Here is a 17,769-nt window from a genome sequence, read left to right on the forward strand (position 1 = left end):
CCTGCGGACGCGAATATTCGCGTCCGCAGGCGATCGTCGTCACCGAGCTCATGCCGTGAGGCCGCAGCCATGGCAGGAGACAGCTGTGTCAGTCGAGGTAGTCCCGCAGAACCTGGGAGCGCGAGGGGTGCCGCAGCTTCGCCATCGTCTTCGACTCTATCTGGCGGATACGCTCACGCGTGACTCCGTAGACCTTGCCGATCTCATCCAGTGTCTTCGGTTGACCGTCGTTGAGGCCGAAGCGCATCGACACGACACCGGCTTCGCGTTCGGACAAGGTGTCGAGAACCGAGTGCAGCTGTTCCTGCAGCAGGGTGAAGCTGACCGAGTCAGACGGCACGACTGCTTCGGAGTCCTCGATGAGGTCACCGAACTCCGAGTCGCCGTCTTCGCCCAGCGGCGTGTGCAGAGAGATGGGCTCGCGGCCGTATTTCTGAACCTCGACGACACGCTCAGGCGTCATGTCGAGTTCCTTGGCGAGCTCTTCCGGGCTCGGTTCGCGTCCGAGGTCCTGCAGCATCTGACGCTGGACACGCGCAAGCTTGTTGATGACCTCGACCATGTGCACGGGAATGCGAATGGTGCGAGCCTGATCGGCCATGGCACGGGTGATGGCCTGACGGATCCACCACGTGGCGTAGGTCGAGAACTTGAACCCCTTCGTGTAGTCGAACTTCTCGACTGCACGGATGAGGCCCAGGTTGCCCTCCTGAATCAGGTCGAGGAAGAGCATTCCACGGCCGGTGTAGCGCTTGGCCAATGAGACGACGAGACGCAGGTTGGCCTCGAGGAGGTGGTTCTTCGCAATGCGACCATCGTGGATGATCCACTTGTAGTCCATGGACTCACGGGGTTCGGTGATGCCACCGGCATCGAGCAGGTGCTCGGCGTACATTCCGGCTTCGATGCGCTTGGCCAGATCGACCTCTTCGGCCGCGTTGAGCAGTGCGACCTTGCCGATCTGCTTGAGGTAGTCCTTGACCGGGTCCGCGGTCGCGCCCGCAGAGACGACCTGCTGTGCAGGTGCATCTTCTTCGTCGGCGTCGGAGACGATGAAGCCGCCGGCCTCTGTGACAGCGGCGTTCTTCTCCTTCTCTTCGGAGTTCTTCGTCTCGGTCGCCTCAGCTGGGCTCTGCTCAGTGCCGAGAGCATCAGTTGCCGGCTCGGCTGCCTCGCCCGCCTCGAGCACGTCGTCGGACTTCTTCTTCGCCCCCGCGGCCTTGGTGGGCTTCGTCACCGTCTTCTTAGCGGCGGCGGTCTTCGCCACCTTAGCTGCGGTCGATTTCGTCGCAGCGACTTTGGCGGTCGTGGTCTTTCGGGCCGCGGTGGTCTGCTTGGTCCCGGTCTCCGCTGCGGTCGCTGAAGCCGATGCCTTCGTCGTCTTGGCTCCCTTCGACGCCGCAGTGGTCTTGGATCCAACGGTGGAAGTGTTGGCGGCCGTTCCCTCCGACTCTTCCGTCACCGTCGTGGATTCCTTGTCGACTCTCGGCACGTGTTCACCTTTCGCGAGCGTTGAAACTTCTCGAATGCACCAGGACATTACTAAGACCCATGTCAAGAGGTCCAGATATCTGGCCCGTGGGGAACACAGAGTTCGCCCATGATGCTATGACAGGGTCAACACCCAATTTTCGCACGATATTCCCGGCTTTGCGAATTGGGCCCCGGACGGGGGTTCGGGGCCCTGCGCCAAGCTCTTCGTGAGAGCCGCCACCGTATCGTCGGACTCATCCGGGGCCTCGGCGTGCTGACATCAGCCACCGTGGGAGATACCCCTGTTCCACTGCGTTCAGGATCAGGGTGGCCATCGCATGGTCAGCATCGAGTTCGAGCCCTGCCTGGGCGTAGTGCTCTGCCATGGTCGAGCCTCCCAACGACCATTCGAACCATGCGATCACAGCATATGCGGTGGCCCGAACGTCGGGATGTCCAAAGGGTATATAGGCTTTGAGGAACTCAATGCCCAACTGAACATCACGGGGGCGAGGTGCGCGTGGGGAAAGCCCCACCATCTCCTGTGCGGCCTGCGGGGACCTCGCGTATCTCTGTGCGCGAAGGTGCAGCCGTCCGGGACCGCACTTTTCGATGTCGGCTGGTGCGAAATTCGGGTGATCGAAGCTGAGGATCATTTCTAGTGCGTCCCGGGACCATTTTTCGCTGAGGATCGCGTCGACGGCCATGGTCGTCTGCAGAGTCATCAGCTCTGCGAGGGCAGTCGGGTCGATGCTGTCCTCGACCTCGCTCAGGCGAGCGAGGCGAGGGTAGAGGATGGATAGGACGTCGAAGCCTTCGGCGATGCTCAGCCAGATGTCGCGTTGGCCGTTGCGACTGGCGGTGAATTCTGCTGCCGACACGGGCCTGACCACGAGTTCCCGCGGGGACGCCGCAGGAGAGGAACCCGCCGCGACGAGTTCCGTTGCACACGCCGAGGTCGAGGCGGCTTCGAGCAGCGTGCTGATCTGAGCATCGTCGTCGATGCGGCCGAATCGCTCCTCGCTGACCCACCATGCGCTCAGCGTATCGATGCCTCGGTCCCCCAACGACAGCGCGATCTCATCGATCACCGCCCGGATGAGGTCTCGGTGGACGCGTGGGTACTCGTCGCTGTGCCCGCTGGCTCCTGCCAGAGCCGCCACTGGCAATCCGCTCTGGTACTCCGAGTCGTAGAGGACGAGGAACACCCCTGTCGCCGTGCACGCTCCAGCGATGAGATCGCTGTACCACTGACCACCTTCGGCCACGAGATGGGCCGCTGTCTCCAGGTCGAAGTCGACGCGAAGCGTCGTCGCACATGTCTGGGCGCCGTGTTCGTCGGTGCCCACGATGACGGCCACGAGGCTCTCCCGTGGAATGTAACCGAGAGTGTGGGGCACGATTCCGATGATGTCTTCTGCTGTCTTCGCTGTGGTCTCCATGACAACACTTCAGCTCCTGCCCTGCCAGGTTGACCAGAGTGAGCTGTGCACATGTGGAAACGCTTGCGGCGTCCACACCCCGAACGCACATGAGTGTGGGCCGATCTCCCCAAGCGAAGTCGCACAGAATTGCCACCGCGGCTCAACTGGCATACAAGTGAGGGGTGGCAAAACGACGGATATACACAGCACCTGGCTCACAAGTCGTCGAAATCTCGACCGGCACCGCGCGCCTGGAGAAGGTCGACGGGGAGGTCGACAGCTATATCCTCCATGTCAACGGGGTGCCTTCCTCATCGATCACTCTGAGCGAGCCGACTCGGCTGGACTTCGAATATCTGGATTGGATGTCACGGATCATCGATGTCCAGTTCGCGGCCGGTCCGCTGCGAGCAGTCCACATCGGGGCTGCGGGATGTGCACTTGCCCGGGCCATTCATGCCCAGCGGCCCGGTTCGAAGCAGACAGCGATCGATATCGATCCCCTGCTCCTCGACTACTCACGCACCTGGTTCGATCTGCCGCGCGCACCTGGTCTGGCTCTGCGTGCCGGAGACGGCACGGTCGAAGCCGAAAAGTTCCGTCCCGACACCCTTGACGTGCTCATCCGTGATGCCTTCGATCATGACTCGGTGCCACCTGCACTGCAGACCTCGGTGTTCTTCACCACCTGTGCGCGCATCCTCAAGGACTCGGGTGTCTATATCGCCAACGTCCCCGATGCTGGTGACCACCGCGTCCTCAGAGCAGAACTGGAGCTGCTGAATTCTGCGTTCGACCATGTCGCTGCCGCCGCCGAGCCCGGAATCCTCAAGGGACGCAGACGTGGGAACGTGGTCGTCATCGCCTCCAATTCGCCGCTGCACGTGCACGAGCTCGATAGGAGTCTGCGCACTGCGGCGACAATGGCGACTTTCCTTACGGGGCAAGCGCTGAAGTCGCGACTGGGGCTGTGACGGAACACACCTGGCATGATTCATTGCTTCCAACTACTCCCGGTGAGAAAAGTTCGGCATAATGGAATGCCGATTGGGAAGGTGAGATGACCGAGACTTCAGAAATACGCGTCGAGCAGGTCAAGCTTGACGAGCTCTATGCACGACTCGACGAATTACGAGATGAGGCAACTGCCCGGCTGGGTACGGTGAGGATCTCCGAAGTCGGCGGCAATCATCAGCACCGGAGCGAACGGGATGCGTTCGCCACCCTGTATGAGGACCAGCTGATCCGGCTCAACAGCGCCGAAGACGGGCTGTGCTTCGGCCGTCTCGATTTCAGAACCGACGCCGAGCCCAGCTACATCGGACGGATCGGGCTCACCGACGCCAACCGTCAGCAGATCCTCATCGATTGGCGCGCACCGGCTTCGGAGCGCTTCTACCAGTCGACTGCTGCCAACCCGGCGGGAGTCGTGCGGCGCCGCCACCTGGTGACGAAGAACCGCACGGTCACAGACCTCGAGGACGATGTGCTCGACATCGAGGCTCTCGACGATGCCGACCGATCGAATCTGCAGGGCGAGGGTGCGCTGATCGCGGCACTCACGAATCACCGGACCGGTCGGATGGGCGATATCGTCGCGACCATTCAGGCCGAACAGGATGCCATCATCCGCCAACCCCTCCAGGGTGTGCTCGTGGTTCAAGGTGGGCCGGGAACCGGGAAGACGGCGGTGGCACTCCACCGCGCGGCCTTCCTCCTCTATCGGCACCGTGAGCGGATCGCCAAGTCGGGCGTGCTGCTCGTCGGCCCCTCCGCTGTGTTCCTCAAGTACATCGAGAAGGTCCTGCCCAGCCTCGGCGAGACCGGTGCGCTTCTGCTGACACCGGGCCAGCTCTATCCAGGTCTCGAGACCGAGCTGACCGATGACACGGATGTGGCAGTGATCAAGGGCCGCTCCGAGATGGCCGCGGTGCTGAAGAACCACATCGCGAACTACGAACGGATCCCCGAGCAGGACGAAGAGCTGCGCGTCGGCTCACACACCATCTGGCTGCGCCGCCGCGACGTGCGCGGAGCTCGCGATCGAGCCCGTCGCAGCGGGGATGCTCACAACGCCGCCCGGACCGGCTTCGTCTCAGGTCTGCTCAAGACACTCGCAGAAGATCTGGCCAGGGAGATGGGCCTCGACGGTGCAGGTGAGAGACTGCCGGAGCTGATGGACGAGCTGCGCTCGAGCGTGGATGTGCGCCGAGCTCTCAACCTCGCCTGGTTCCCGATCAGTCCTGCTGCGGCGCTCCGTGCCCTGCTGTCGAAACCGCACAAGCTGCAGGCCGCTGCCAGCCACCTGCTCTCGCCCGAAGATCAGCAGACGCTGATTCGCCCGCCCAATGCCGAGCTCACCGTTGAGGACGTTCCTCTCCTCGACGAACTCGCGGAACTGCTCGGCAGCAGTCCGCAGCAGACTGCTGCCCGCGACGAGTCCGCTCGTGAGTACGCCGAGGCGGTCCTCGATATGACCGACACCTCTGCCCTCATCGATGCCGAGACGCTTGCCGCCAGGTGGGAGGAAGAGGGACCGACTGTCACTCTGGCAGAGCGGGCGCTCGATGATCGCGAATGGACCTACGGCCACCTCGTCGTCGATGAGGCTCAGGAGCTTTCGCCAATGCAGTGGCGTGTGCTCTTCCGGCGAGTTCCGTCGAAGTCCGCGACTGTCGTGGGCGACCTGGCACAGTCCTCGCACGTGGACAACACCCGGACGTGGAATTCCATCCTGTCCGAGTTCGTCGGGGACCGTTACGCACTGCAGGTGCTGACCGTGTCCTACCGGACGCCCCAGTCGGTGATGGACCTGGCCAACCGCTACCTGCACCGTCATTTCCCGCAGCTCGAACTCGTCGAATCCGTCCGGCAGGGCGGCCCTGACCCGCACATGCAGTCGTTCGCTTCGACGCAGGACGCGGTCAATGCCCTCGTGCCCACCGTCACTGATGAGGTCGAATCCGTGGAAGGTGGGAAGATCGCCGTGATCGCGCCTGCCGATCTCATCGATTCCGTCGCCGAGGTGCTCGCCGGCTTCGACATCGGCCGCTCGGTCACCGGCCTCGACCATCAGATCGCAGTCATCACGGCGCAGCAGGCGAAGGGACTTGAATTCGATTCGGTCGTCATCGTCGAACCGGGGCTGATCGCCCCTGACGGTCACGAGGACGGGGTCGGCGCGCTCTATGTATCGCTGACGCGAACCACGGACCGACTCCGGATCCTGGCTGCGGCAGCGACCGAACTGAGCGAGCTCATGGCCGACTGATTTCAGCGCGGCATCTCACGCGTTTACCGGCACCTGCCGGACGCAGACAGAGGGCGCATCGGAGTCATCTCCGATGCGCCCTCTGTTTCAATCTGCGTTTCAATCTGCGTTTCAATCTGCGTTTCAATCTGCGCCGATGGTCGGCCTGCAACCAGGCTGTTGCCATCGTCATGGAGAAAGTAAAGGGCCGCTTAACGGTTCGGCTTCCCCTCCGAACCGCAAGCGGCCGCGCGCCAGAAGCGCGCACTGTCAATGTTACACAAGAATCGGTGCGCTGGACTACTCCGCTCACAGATTTATGGGGTGATTTTCTCAGTCGTGGAAATCTTCGGGCGTCGCCTGCCTGGCATCCCCCGATTTCAGAGCCGCATCCGCACGCAGTGAGTCGATCGCCGTCTCAAAGTCTTCCAGGGAGTCGAAGCCCTGGTAGACGCTGGCAAACCGCAGGTACGCGACCTGGTCGAGCTCACGCAGGGGCTCGAGAATGCTCAGCCCCACCTCATCGGCGTCGATCTCAGCAATCCCCTTGGAACGAATGTCCTCTTCGACCTTCTGTGCCAGTTTCGCCAGATCGTCATCGTTGACCGGTCGCCCCTGACAGGCTTTGCGCACACCAGACATGATCTTCTGACGGGAGAACTCTTCTGTCACACCGGAGCGCTTGATCACCGACAGGCTGGTCGCTTCCATGGTTGTGAAGCGGCGCCCGCAATGGCGGCACTGACGCCTGCGACGGATCGCGGCGCCGTCTTCGCTGGTGCGCGAATCGACGACTCGAGAATCTGATTCACGACAGAACGGACAACGCATATCTACTCCTCGAACCTGATGCTGACGGCTCGACCGTGAGCGGGGAGCTGTTCGCTGCCTGCCAGCACCTCGATGTGGTCGGCAACCTCGGCCAGAGCCGAACGGTCATAGTCGATGACCTGGCTGACCTTGATGAATGAGTGCACGCCCAGTCCGGATCCGTGTGCTGCCGTTCCCATCGTGGGCAGGACGTGATTCGATCCTGCGCAGTAGTCTCCCAGCGACACCGGTGTCCAGTCCCCGACGAACACCGCTCCCCCGTTGGTGATCCGCGCGGCAACCGAATGAGCGTCCGCGGTGTGGACCTCGACGTGCTCTCCGGCGTACCCGTTGACGACATCGATTCCTGCGTCCAGATCATCGACGAGGACGATAGCGGACTGCTTCCCTGCCAGGGCGATGCCGATCCGCTCCTTGTGGGTCGCGGCGGGGACCTGGGCTGCGAGTTGGGCCTGCACCCGTTCAACCAATTCGGTCGAGTCGGTCACAAGGACCGAAGCAGCGAGTTCGTCGTGTTCGGCCTGGCTGATGAGGTCGGCGGCGACGAACGCCGGATCTGCGCTCGCATCGGCGAGGATGATGATCTCGGTGGGTCCGGCGACCGCGTCGATGCCCACATGCGTTCGCATGAGTGATTTCGCGGCGGCGACGTAGGCGTTGCCCGGGCCCGTGATGAGGTCGACAGGTTCCAGCTGCTCCTCATCGTCAAGGCCGTAGGCAAGCGCACCGATAGCCTGGGCACCGCCCATGGCCCAGACTTCATCGACGCCGAGGATGTGGGCTGTGGCGAGCACTGTGGGGTGAGGCAGCCCATTGCTCTGGGGTGGACTGGCGATGGCCAGTGAGGCGGACCCTGCTGCCTGAGCCGGCACGACGTTCATCACGACGGTGGATGGATAGACGGCCAGTCCGCCGGGTACATAGAGGCCGACCCGTTCGATCGGCAGGTGCCGTGTGGTGACGTGGGCACCGGAGGCCAACTCTGTGCGGACATCGGTGGGGCGCTGGTCGTCAGCGACCTTCCTTGCCCGAGAGATCGATTCGACCAGGGCAGCTTTGACGGAAGCGTCCAGTTCGTCTTCGGCGCGTTTCAGCGCGGAGACGGGCACACGCAGAGCCTCGAGTTCGACGGAGTCGAATCTCGCGGTGAATTCCCTCACGGCACGAGTGCCCTCGGCCTGCACCCGGCTCAGCAGATCGGCCACTCGTCGTTCGATATCGGCATGTGTATCGGCGGCACGGGGCAGCCTCTGCTTGAGGAATCTCTTGCTCAGTCTCTCACCGCGGAAGTCCAGAATGTTCACTCGCACCATTCTAGTCCCCGTCCCTTCGCCGCTTGCCTCGGCCTCCGCTGCAGGCGCTCAGGCAATGCCTCAGGCGGTCAGGCAACGAGATCCCAACAGTGCCTTGAGGTCACCGTAGAGGCTGGGATTCGGGTCGACGCGGATGGCGCGGTCGAGCCGCATCACCGTCTGTCTGCCCGGCTGCGAGAGGACCAGGTGCACATCGGTCTGTCCCTTGTGTGATTCCAGGACCCGGAGCAGCTTGGATGCCATCTCCTCCGTCGCCTTCTCCATCGGCAGCATCAGGTTGAGCGGCCGGTCCTTCGGATCGGTGACGTCAGGGATCGTCATCGACATCGCCATCATCGAGGTCGGTCGATCATCGGAGAGCCGGATGCGTCCCGTCAGGCTGATGACGAGGTCGGTGGCCAGCAGGCTCGCAACGGGTTCGTAGGTGTCGCCGAAGAACATCACCTCGACCTCTGCTTCGAGGTCCTCCACGGTCACGATCGCATACGGTTTGCCCGAGTTCTTCGAGACCTTGCGCGCAACCTGGGTGATCATTCCACAGATCTTCACCTGGGAACCGTCGTGGCGATGAGTCTCCGGATCCACCACATCGGCGATGGAGGCCTCCGATTCAGCGGCGAGGACTCCCTCAAGACCGTTGAGGGGGTGGTCGGAGACATAGAGGCCGATCATGTCGCGTTCGAAGGCCAGCTTCTCCTTCTTCTCCCATTCGGGACGATCGGGAATCGCAACGGAGAAGCTCGGTTCATCATCGTCCCCGCCGAGGCCGGCGAACAGGTCGAACTGCCCATTGGCCTCTTGCCGTTTGACGCCGATGACCGAATCCACTGCTTCTTCGTGCACTTCGACGAGAGATCGCCGGGTCTGCCCCAGCGAGTCGAAGCCGCCTGCTTTGATGAGCGATTCGATCGTGCGCTTGTTGCACACATGGCTGGGCACCTTGTCGAGGAAGTCCGTGAACGAGGTGAATGCCCCCCTCTCTTCACGTGCCTCGACGATGCCATCGACGACGTTGGCACCGACGTTGCGCACTGCACCCATGCCGAAGCGGATGTCCTGACCGACTGGGGTGAAGTGCAGAGCCGAATCGTTGACGTCCGGAGGCAGCACGGTGATGCCCAACCGCCGGCACTCGTTGAGGTAGATGGCGAGCTTGTCCTTGTTGTCGCCCACCGAGGTGAGCAGGGCTGCCATGTACTCTGCCGTGTAGTGGGCTTTGAGGAACGCGGTCCAGTAGGACACGAGGCCGTAGGCAGCCGAGTGCGCCTTGTTGAACGCATAGTCGGAGAAGGGCAGCAGAATGTCCCACAGAGCCTGCGCTGCCGGCTCGGAGTAGCCGCGTTCCTTCATCCCTCCGAAGAAGCCCACCTGCTGTTTGTCCAGCTCGGACTTCTTCTTCTTGCCCATCGCTCGACGCAGGATGTCTGCTTGACCCAGCGAGTATCCGGCGACCTTCTGCGCGATCGCCATCACCTGCTCCTGGTAGATGATGAGTCCGTAGGTGGTGCCGAGGATGTCCTCTAGCGGCTCTTCGAGCTCCGGGTGGATCGGTGTGACTTCCTGCAGCCCGTTCTTGCGAAGTGCGAAGTTCGTGTGGGAGTCGGCACCCATCGGGCCAGGACGGTAGAGCGCAATCGTCGCGGAGATGTCTTCGAAGTTGTCCGGCTTCATCAGCCGCAGCAGGGCGCGCAGTCCGCCGCCGTCGAGCTGGAACACACCGAGGGTGTCGCCACGGGAGAGAAGATCGTAGGCCCCGCGATCATCAAGATCCAGGTGCTCCAGATCAAGATCGTAATCACGGTTCGCCTTGATGTTCTCCCCAGCGTCGGAGATGATCGTGAGGTTTCGCAGCCCCAGGAAGTCCATCTTGATCAGTCCGAGACCCTCAGAGGTGGGGTAGTCGAACTGCGTGATGACCTGGCCGTCCTGGAACCGGCGCATGATCGGAATGACATCGATGATCGGATCCGAGGACATGATGACACCGGCAGCGTGGACGCCCCACTGCCGTTTCAGCCCTTCGATGCCTTTAGCGGTTTCAAAGGTCTCACGTGCATCGGGGTCCGAGTCGACGAATGCTCGGAATTCCCCCGCCTCGTTGTAGCGCTTGGATTCTGTATTCTCGATATCGGCCAGCGGAATGTCCTTGGCCATCTCGGCCGGTGGCAGGGCCTTGGTCAGGCGCTCCCCCATCGAGAACGGCTTGCCGAGGACTCGAGCGGAGTCCTTGAGCGCCATCTTCGTCTTGATCGTGCCGTAGGTGACGATCATCGCGACACGTTCGTCGCCGTATTTTCTGGTCACATATTCGATGACCTCGCCACGGCGACGATCATCGAAGTCGACGTCGAAGTCGGGCATGGAGACACGGTCGGGATTGAGGAACCGCTCGAAGAACAGTCCGTGTTTGAGCGGGTCCAGATCGGTGATGCGCATTGCGTAGGCGACCATGGAACCGGCACCTGAGCCACGTCCAGGCCCGACCCGGATGCCGTTGTCCTTCGACCAGTTGATGAAGTCGGCGACGACGAGGAAGTAGCCGGGGAAGCCCATCGAGATGATGACGTCGAGTTCGTAGTCTGCCTGTTTGCGCACATCGTCGGGAATTCCTCCCGGGTACCGATATTCGAGCCCCGTCTGCACCTCTTTGACCAGCCAGGATGTCTCATCCTCTCCGGGCGGGCAGGGGAACTTCGGCATGTAGTTCGCCGAGGTGTCGAAGGAGACTTCGCATTTCTCGGCGATCTCAAGCGTGTTGTCGCAGGCTTCGGGGAACTCGGAGAACAGCGCCCGCATCTCCGCACCCGATTTGAGGTAGTAGCCGGAACCGGAGAAGGCGAAGCGCGAACCGCCCTGGTCGTAGGTGGGTTCGATGAGCTTCGACCCTGACTGAATGGCCAGCAGCGCCTCGTGCGCCTTGGCGTCAGACTCATGGGTGTAGTGCAGGTCGTTGGTCGCGACCAACGGAATGTCCATCTCCTTCGACAGACGGATCAGGTCCTTGGTCACTCGCTTTTCGATGGAGAGGCCGTGGTCCATGAGTTCGACGTAGTAGTTGTCCTTGCCGAACATCTCACGGTATTTGCCGGCCGCGGCCTTGGCCTCTTCGTATTGTCCCAGTCGCAGCCGAACCTGGATCTCCCCCGAAGGGCAGCCTGTGGTCGCGAGCAGCCCATCGGAATAGGTTTCCAGCAGCTCCTGGTCGATGCGCGGCCATTTGCTGAACACCGAATCGAGAGAGGCGAATGACGAGGCCTTGAACAGATTGCGCATGCCGGTGTTATTGCGGGAGAGCAGCGTCATGTGGGTATAGGCACCGCCGCCTGAGAGGTCATCGCGCTTCTGCGACTCATCCGTGCGCCATTTCACCCTCGTCTTGTCGCGCCGGTCCGTGCCCGGGGTGACATAGGCTTCGACTCCGATGATGGGTTTGATGCCGGCGGCGGTCGCCTGCGACCAGAAGTCGAAGGCACCGAACAGGTAGCCATGGTCCGTAGTCGCGATGGCCGACATTCCCGAGGCCTTCGTCGCGGCCATCAGGTCCGTGAGTCGGGCTGCTCCGTCCAACATGGAGTATTCGGTGTGGACGTGAAGATGGACGAAATCGTCTTTCGGCACTGGCAGCCTTCCCTCTGATATGACCTGTGTTGCGACCACCAGCTTAGACCATCCGGGACCCGCAGATCAGATCATTCGAGACTCGCCCGACGGTGCCTGCGCCACCGCCTCGGTGGCCGAAACAGAAACGGCCAGCGAGGAGATGATGCGGTGTTCGGTGCACTCACCTGGCTTGCGTTCAGGGTGTGCGGATGCGATCGATCGCATACTGCAGGTCATCGGGGTATCCGCTCTCGAATTCGACCCATTCGTTCGAGTCCGGGTGATGGAATCCGAGTTTGACGGCATGCAGCCACTGACGTTCCAGGCGCAGATCCTTGGCCAGGCCCGGATCGGCTCCGTAGGGAAGATCACCGACGCAGGGTCGCTTGAGGGCGGAGAAATGAACTCGGATCTGGTGGGTGCGTCCGGTTTCGAGGTGAACCTCCACCAGGGAGGCCCGACGGTGCGCTTCGAGGACCTCATAGTGGGTGATCGCGTTCTTGCCTCCGCTGTGGACGGCATAGAGGCCGTCGTGTCGCGGGTTGCGAGCGATGGGTGCGTCGATCGTGCCGAGCACCGGATCCGGCAGTCCCTGGACAACCGCGTGATAGGTCTTCTCCACGGTTCGTTCCTTGAACGCGCGCTTGAGCACGCTGTAGGCGTACTCGCTCTTCGCGATGACCATCAGGCCCGAGGTGCCCACGTCGAGACGCTGCACGATCCCCTGCCGCTCTGGCGCACCCGAAGTGGCAATCCTGAAACCGGCGGCCGCGAGCCCGCCGACGACGGTGCGCCCCTTCCACCCCAACGCTGGGTGTGCCGCGACGCCGACGGGTTTGTCGACGACGACGAAGGAATCCTCGTCATGGACGATCTTCATCCCCGGGACCGGATCTGGCACGACCTCCAAAGGGCGTGGAGGCTCGGGCATCATGATGTCCAGGCGTGCACCGGCTTCGACGCGGTCTGATTTAGCCACGATCTGTCCGGATAGCTGCACGCCCCCTTCTGCGCAGATGTCGGCGGCTGCTGTGCGGGAGAGCCCCAGCAGCTTCGACAGCGCCGAGTCCACCCGCTGGCCCTCTAGGCCCTCGGGTACCAGGATCGAGCGTTCAGCCATGTGTGTCCTCTCCGACCGTGCTCGGGTGCTTCGAGTCCGATCCGTCCAGTTCAATGCCTTTGAGGCTTGCCACCACAAGGGTGACTGCCGCTGCGGATATCGCAATGTCAGCGACATTGCAGATGAAAAACGATAGGTCGATGAAATCGACGACGGCTCCGTGGAGGAAGCCGGGCTGACGAAACAGCCGATCCACGAGGTTGCCGAACAATCCGCCCAGGAGCAGTCCCAGTCCGATAGCCCACGCCACCGAACCCAACTTCCTCGACAGCATGATGATGCCTGCGAACACAATGATCGCGATCAAGGGGAAGATCCAGGTCACTCCGGAGCCGAGGCCCAGCGCCGCACCAGGGTTCCGGTAGAAGTTGAAGCCCGCCAGTGTGCCGATGACCGAGATCGGCTCCTGACCTTCAAGGAAAGTGACTGCGAGGAGTTTGGTGAACTGGTCCACCGCGAGGACGAGAACGGCTATGCCGAACAACGTCCCGAGCATTCTGCGCCGCCGGGGTCTCGTCTCAGTGGCATCGTCGTTCATTTGGCTCATTCTAACTCACTGTCTGAGGGCACGAGGGCGCCGGCTCTGAAGCTTTGGTCCAACTCAAAAGGGCACGAACAAGGCCCGGGATCTCCTTGGAGTTCCCGGACCTTGCGTGTCTGCTGTGACGAATCAGAGTTTGTGATTCGACGACGAACCGAAGGAGTTCCCGTCCAGGGTCTCCGGTGCCAGACTGGTTGAGTTCTCGAGGTCGCGCAGCTGATCGTTGAGGTAGCTCTTCAGACGCGTACGGTACTGACGCTCGAAGTTCGATAGCTGGTCGATCGAACGCTCGAGAGTCGACTTCTGAGTTTCCAGAGTCGACAGGGTCTCGTCGCGCTTGGTCTCGGCCTTGCCGACGATGTCCTTGGCTTCGGTCTCGGCACTCCTGATGAGCTCGTCGCGACGGCGTTCGCCCTCTGCCACGTGCTCGTCGTGGACGCGTTGAGCAAGCGCAATGAGGCCATGCGCGTCGCCGTCTCCGTTGCCCAAGCTCGATCCGATGCCCAGCCCTGCGGCAGTGCCTGCCGCTGCAGGTGCAGCGCCGTTGGCGGCTGGAGCTGATTGGTTCGCAGGAGGGGTCTGCGAAGCGGGCGATGCTTCCCGGACTGCAGGTGCCGAAGACTGCTCGGTTTTCTCCGGAACAGCAGGTGCCGCAGGAGTCTGGCCCTGCTTCGGCGCATCGGCGTTGTTCCGCGAAGAGGGAGCCGGCACCGCAGCAGGCATAGCCTGAGTGGCATCGATGTCTTGAGCAGGTGCCGCAGCAGATGCCCCGCCGGCGTCGAGTTCCTTGACGCGCTGTTCGGCAGTGGAGAGCTTCTGACGAAGTTCGTCGTTCTCCTGGTAGAGACGGCGGATCTCTACGACAACCTCATCGAGGAAATCGTCGACTTCATCCTGGTCGTACCCGTCGCGGAACTTCACATGCTGGAACCGCTTGTTTACTACGTCTTCAGGCGTGAGCGCCATGAGGTCACCTTTGGTCGATCTACATTCATTACGCTGCCGCCATCAAGACGGCTTCAACGTCACATTAGCGTAACACCTGCAGTTTTGTCCTGCAGAAAAGCCGTGTCGCAATTTTCATATGACGAAGTTGTAATAATCGAGCCTAGCAACACTCGGAACTGTTCAGCGAACTGGGCACCATCTCACGATTCTCACAGTGACGTGTGCATCATTCACGTAACGAAGTGGTAACACGTCGCCTTGCGTCGTCCGAGCAGCTGATGTCAGGCGGTCACCCTCGAGAAGTTGAACAGCACCGATGCCAGTATCTGAATTCCGATCAGCAGCACGATGAAGCCCAGATCCAGTGAGATCTGTCCCAACCGCAAGGGTGGAATCACCTTGCGCAGCAGACGCAGCGGCGGATCGGTCAATGTGTACACGATCTCCGCCAGCACAAGGAAGAAGCCGGCGGGCTTCCACTCGCGCGAGAACACCTGAACGAGGTCGAGGACCACCCGTGCCAGGAGAACGTAGACGTAAAGACTGAGTGCCGTGCCGAGGATGTAGAAGATGATGGCCACGTGTTTCCTCGTGCCTTTCTTTGATGCTTAGCTGTCGATCCACAGCTTATACGTCGGAGCTGAGGATGAGATAAGAGCGTCGTCAACCGGAGGTCGAACAGCTCAACTCTGGTTGAAGAAACTCGCCTGAGTGTCCGGATCCGACTCGTTCTCTCCGCTGACCTCGATGTTCTCAGGCGTGAGAAGAAACACCTTGTTCGTCACGCGCTCGATGGAACCGTGCAGACCGAAGATCAGTCCAGCTGAGAAGTCGACGAGGCGCTTCGAGTTGTTCTCGTCCATCTCGGACAGGTTCATGATCACCGGTGTTCCCTCACGGAACGCGGCACCGATCACCATAGCGTCGTTATAGCTGCGGGGATGGATGGTCTTGATGCGATTCATGGAGATTCCTGGCGCGGGAGAGTCAACTGGACGTATCGGTGTCGGATGGATCGGCGTCACTTGGGCAGGGGGCCGTTCCTCGTCCTCGACATAGTCTTCGACGGGCTCTTCGTAGGTGTCGATGACCTCACGGTCCCGACGTTCGATGGGCTCGTCCTCTTCTTCGACGAAACCCAGGTATTCCAGCGTCTTCTTGATTGCTGACATTTTTCCACTCCTCGGCCTTCGGCACTTCCTCGCCTGCCGCCAAACTATCTCAACAGACCAGCCCGGCGGGTGAGTCTCATGGGTGTGTCGTGGGGTTTTCTTCCTGGAGCCAGACCACGCCTGCGAATCGGCCGGTACTGTGCTGTCTCCGGTAGGAGAACAGATCCTCGGATTCCCGTGTGCAGGTTCGTGAGAAATGGTCGATGCTCACACCTGCACGGCGCAGCTGTTCAGCCGCCGCCCCCGCGACGTCGATCGCCGGGGTTCCTGTGACAGACACGGAGGCGGCCACAGGTTCGACTGCGGCGACCTCGTCCCGCAGTGCGGCGGGAACTTCGTAGCAGCGTGGGCACACTGATGGTCCGATGATCGCGTGGATGTCCGTGGCACCCAGATCCTGCATTCGGGTGATCGTCTCCGGCACGACGCCTGATGTCATTCCGGGCCGGCCGGCATGAATCGCGCCGATGACACCAGCCTCGGTGTCTGCAAGCATGATCGGAGTGCAGTCTGCGACCATGATGGCCAGTCCGATACCGGCGCGGGTCGTGACCTGAGCGTCGGCTGTCACAGGATCCTCGCGCAGCTGTTCCGGCGAATTGATGATGTGCACATCGGTTCCATGAACCTGGGACACGAAGTTCAGCCGCTCGCCACTCAGCCCGAGCACCTGAGCCAGAGCGGCCCGGTTGGCGGCGACGAGCTCATCATCGTCCCCGACGTGGCGGGCGAGGTTGAACGATGACAGGTCGCCTCTCGAGTAGCCGCCGTGCCGGTCGGTGAACGCAACATGTGCCTTCAGCCTTCCGGGAACGACGAATCTCGAGTGCAACATCTTATTACTTCAGGAAATCTGGGATATCGAGGTCGTTGTCGAGGCTCGAGGTGCTGCGCTCATTGGGCAGGGACGCCGGAATCTTGTGCTCGTCGCTGCGAGGTTCAGGCTCGTCGTCCGGTGCCGGTTCAGCCTGTTCGGCTGGCGCTGGTTCGACTTCTGCCGGGCTCGTCGCCATCGGAATCGAGGCAGGCACAGCAGCCTCGGCTGGGGCCGAGTCCTGGCCTGCCACCGTGTTGTCGAAGCCGGCGGCGATCACGGTGACGCGGCATTCGTCGCCGATGTTGTCATCGATGACTGCACCGAAGATGATGTTGGCTTCGGGATGCGCGGCTTCCTGCACCAGTCGGGCTGCTTCGTTGACTTCGAACAGGCCGAGGTCGGCACCGCCCTGGATGCAGAACAGCACGCCATGGGCGCCGTCGATGCTGGCTTCGAGCAGAGGTGAGGCGATGGCGGACTCGGCCGCCTGAACGGCACGGTCATCCCCGGTGGCTGCTCCGATGCCCATGAGCGCCGTGCCAGCGTCCTGCATCACGGACTTCACGTCGGCGAAGTCGAGGTTGATCAGTCCGGGAACGGAGATGAGGTCGGTGATGCCCTGGACACCCGAGCGCAGCACCTCATCAGCCGAGCGGAATGCGTCGACGACGGAGACGCTGCGGTCCGAGATGGAGAGCAGTCGGTCGTTGGGGATGACGATGAGGGTGTCGACCTCTTCGCGAAGCGCGGCGATGCCGGCCTCGGCCTGCGCGGAACGACGTCGTCCCTCGAAGGTGAATGGGCGGGTGACGACGCCGATCGTCAGTGCGCCCAGGGAACGTGCGACACGGGCGACGACCGGAGCCGCACCTGTGCCTGTTCCTCCGCCCTCACCGGCGGTGACGAAGACCATGTCGGCACCCTCGAGTGCGTCGCGGATGGCTTCTTCGCTGGAGTCTGCGGCCTTGCGGCCGATCTCCGGATCAGCGCCGGCGCCGAGTCCGCGCGTCTGGTCGCGTCCGATCTCCAGCTTCACATCGGCGTCCGAGAGCACGAGCGCCTGGGCATCGGTGTTGATCGCGATGAACTCCACGCCGCGCAGTCCGACGTCGATCATCCTCTGAACAGCGTTGACACCGCCGCCGCCGGTACCGGCAACTTTGATATCCGCTCCGGATTGTGGGAATTCAGCCAAGTCGGTTCCTCTTTCGGCGCATCGTCCACGCATGATCTGCGTGCAAATTCGAAAAGTCTTCTTTGCCCTGAGGCTATTGTCCGGG

Annotated in this window: 14 protein-coding genes; 2 read left to right on the forward strand and 12 right to left on the reverse strand. The window is 62.0% G+C overall.

The features are described from left to right. Nucleotides 1-88: 88 nt before the first annotated feature. Both FO013_RS17075 and FO013_RS17080 read right to left on the reverse strand, forming a co-directional pair. Complete coding sequence (locus tag FO013_RS17075) at nt 89-1,540, reverse strand: RNA polymerase sigma factor (protein WP_395949916.1); 1,452 nt, start codon at nt 1,538-1,540, stop codon at nt 89-91. Between the two features lie 187 nt (nt 1,541-1,727). Beyond that, complete coding sequence (locus FO013_RS17080) at nt 1,728-2,915, reverse strand: DUF4192 family protein (RefSeq protein ID WP_143923766.1); 1,188 nt, start codon at nt 2,913-2,915, stop codon at nt 1,728-1,730. Between the two features lie 164 nt (nt 2,916-3,079). Here FO013_RS17080 and FO013_RS17085 point away from each other — a divergent pair, with 164 nt between their 5' ends. Both FO013_RS17085 and FO013_RS17090 read left to right on the forward strand, forming a co-directional pair. Continuing rightward, a complete protein-coding gene (locus FO013_RS17085) occupies nt 3,080-3,871 on the forward strand; it encodes a spermidine synthase (RefSeq protein ID WP_143923767.1) in 792 nt (263 codons plus the stop codon). Between the two features lie 86 nt (nt 3,872-3,957). Beyond that, complete coding sequence (locus FO013_RS17090) at nt 3,958-6,168, forward strand: HelD family protein (protein ID WP_143923768.1); 2,211 nt, start codon at nt 3,958-3,960, stop codon at nt 6,166-6,168. A gap of 312 nt (nt 6,169-6,480) precedes the next feature. On the opposite strand, the gene nrdR is transcribed toward FO013_RS17090, so the two are convergent. The 10 genes from nrdR to ftsZ all read right to left on the reverse strand — a co-directional run bounded on the left by nrdR (nt 6,481) and on the right by ftsZ (nt 17,684). Continuing rightward, on the reverse strand, nt 6,481-6,978 hold the full coding sequence (gene nrdR / locus FO013_RS17095) for a transcriptional regulator NrdR (RefSeq protein ID WP_143923769.1): 498 nt from the start codon (nt 6,976-6,978) through the stop codon (nt 6,481-6,483). A 2-nt stretch (nt 6,979-6,980) separates the two neighbouring features. Continuing rightward, nucleotides 6,981-8,291 (reverse strand): histidinol dehydrogenase, encoded by a 1,311-nt coding sequence (gene hisD / locus FO013_RS17100; protein WP_143923770.1) that lies wholly within the window; start codon nt 8,289-8,291, stop codon nt 6,981-6,983. Nucleotides 8,292-8,351: 60 nt separating this feature from the next. After that, on the reverse strand, nt 8,352-11,861 hold the full coding sequence (dnaE, locus tag FO013_RS17105) for a DNA polymerase III subunit alpha (protein WP_395949939.1): 3,510 nt from the start codon (nt 11,859-11,861) through the stop codon (nt 8,352-8,354). Nucleotides 11,862-12,087: 226 nt separating this feature from the next. Further along, nucleotides 12,088-13,011, reverse strand: coding sequence for an RluA family pseudouridine synthase (locus FO013_RS17110; RefSeq protein ID WP_143923772.1), 924 nt, complete (start codon nt 13,009-13,011; stop codon nt 12,088-12,090). Beyond that, the gene (locus FO013_RS17115; protein ID WP_143923773.1) at nt 13,004-13,549 is read right to left on the reverse strand and encodes a signal peptidase II; all 546 of its coding nucleotides are present in this window, start codon (nt 13,547-13,549) and stop codon (nt 13,004-13,006) included. Before FO013_RS17115 ends, FO013_RS17110 begins: the two co-directional genes overlap by 8 nt. Nucleotides 13,550-13,681: 132 nt before the next feature. After that, nucleotides 13,682-14,518, reverse strand: a complete 837-nt coding sequence (locus tag FO013_RS17120) for a DivIVA domain-containing protein (RefSeq protein WP_143923774.1) — start codon at nt 14,516-14,518, stop codon at nt 13,682-13,684. Nucleotides 14,519-14,781: 263 nt separating this feature from the next. After that, nucleotides 14,782-15,081, reverse strand: coding sequence for a YggT family protein (locus tag FO013_RS17125; RefSeq protein ID WP_143923775.1), 300 nt, complete (start codon nt 15,079-15,081; stop codon nt 14,782-14,784). Nucleotides 15,082-15,183: 102 nt separating this feature from the next. Further along, nucleotides 15,184-15,672, reverse strand: a complete 489-nt coding sequence (locus tag FO013_RS17130; protein ID WP_143923776.1) for a cell division protein SepF — start codon at nt 15,670-15,672, stop codon at nt 15,184-15,186. 76 nt (nt 15,673-15,748) lie between these two features. Beyond that, entirely contained in the window at nt 15,749-16,507 is a 759-nt protein-coding gene (gene pgeF / locus FO013_RS17135; protein WP_143923777.1) for a peptidoglycan editing factor PgeF, read from the reverse strand. Between the two features lie 4 nt (nt 16,508-16,511). Further along, nucleotides 16,512-17,684, reverse strand: a complete 1,173-nt coding sequence (gene ftsZ, locus FO013_RS17140; RefSeq protein WP_186293178.1) for a cell division protein FtsZ — start codon at nt 17,682-17,684, stop codon at nt 16,512-16,514. Nucleotides 17,685-17,769: the final 85 nt, after the last annotated feature.

The sequence above is a fragment of the Brevibacterium aurantiacum genome (genome assembly GCF_007558825.1).
GTDB classification, from domain to species: Bacteria; Actinomycetota; Actinomycetes; order Actinomycetales; family Brevibacteriaceae; genus Brevibacterium; species Brevibacterium aurantiacum_A.

Excerpts from the sequence above, each read along its gene's own strand:
- FO013_RS17075 (WP_395949916.1), bottom strand. The coding sequence starts at position 1,540 with ATGTCCTGGTGCATTCGAGAAGTTTCAACGCTCGCGAAAGGTGAACAC.
- nrdR (WP_143923769.1), bottom strand. The coding sequence starts at position 6,978 with ATGCGTTGTCCGTTCTGTCGTGAATCAGATTCTCGAGTCGTCGATTCG.
- FO013_RS17110 (WP_143923772.1), bottom strand. The coding sequence starts at position 13,011 with ATGGCTGAACGCTCGATCCTGGTACCCGAGGGCCTAGAGGGCCAGCGG.
- dnaE (WP_395949939.1), bottom strand. The coding sequence starts at position 11,861 with ATGTTGGACGGAGCAGCCCGACTCACGGACCTGATGGCCGCGACGAAG.
- hisD (WP_143923770.1), bottom strand. The coding sequence starts at position 8,291 with ATGGTGCGAGTGAACATTCTGGACTTCCGCGGTGAGAGACTGAGCAAG.
- pgeF (WP_143923777.1), bottom strand. The coding sequence starts at position 16,507 with ATGTTGCACTCGAGATTCGTCGTTCCCGGAAGGCTGAAGGCACATGTT.
- FO013_RS17115 (WP_143923773.1), bottom strand. The coding sequence starts at position 13,549 with ATGAACGACGATGCCACTGAGACGAGACCCCGGCGGCGCAGAATGCTC.
- FO013_RS17080 (WP_143923766.1), bottom strand. The coding sequence starts at position 2,915 with ATGGAGACCACAGCGAAGACAGCAGAAGACATCATCGGAATCGTGCCC.
- FO013_RS17120 (WP_143923774.1), bottom strand. The coding sequence starts at position 14,518 with ATGGCGCTCACGCCTGAAGACGTAGTAAACAAGCGGTTCCAGCATGTG.
- FO013_RS17090 (WP_143923768.1), top strand. The coding sequence starts at position 3,958 with ATGACCGAGACTTCAGAAATACGCGTCGAGCAGGTCAAGCTTGACGAG.
- FO013_RS17130 (WP_143923776.1), bottom strand. The coding sequence starts at position 15,672 with ATGTCAGCAATCAAGAAGACGCTGGAATACCTGGGTTTCGTCGAAGAA.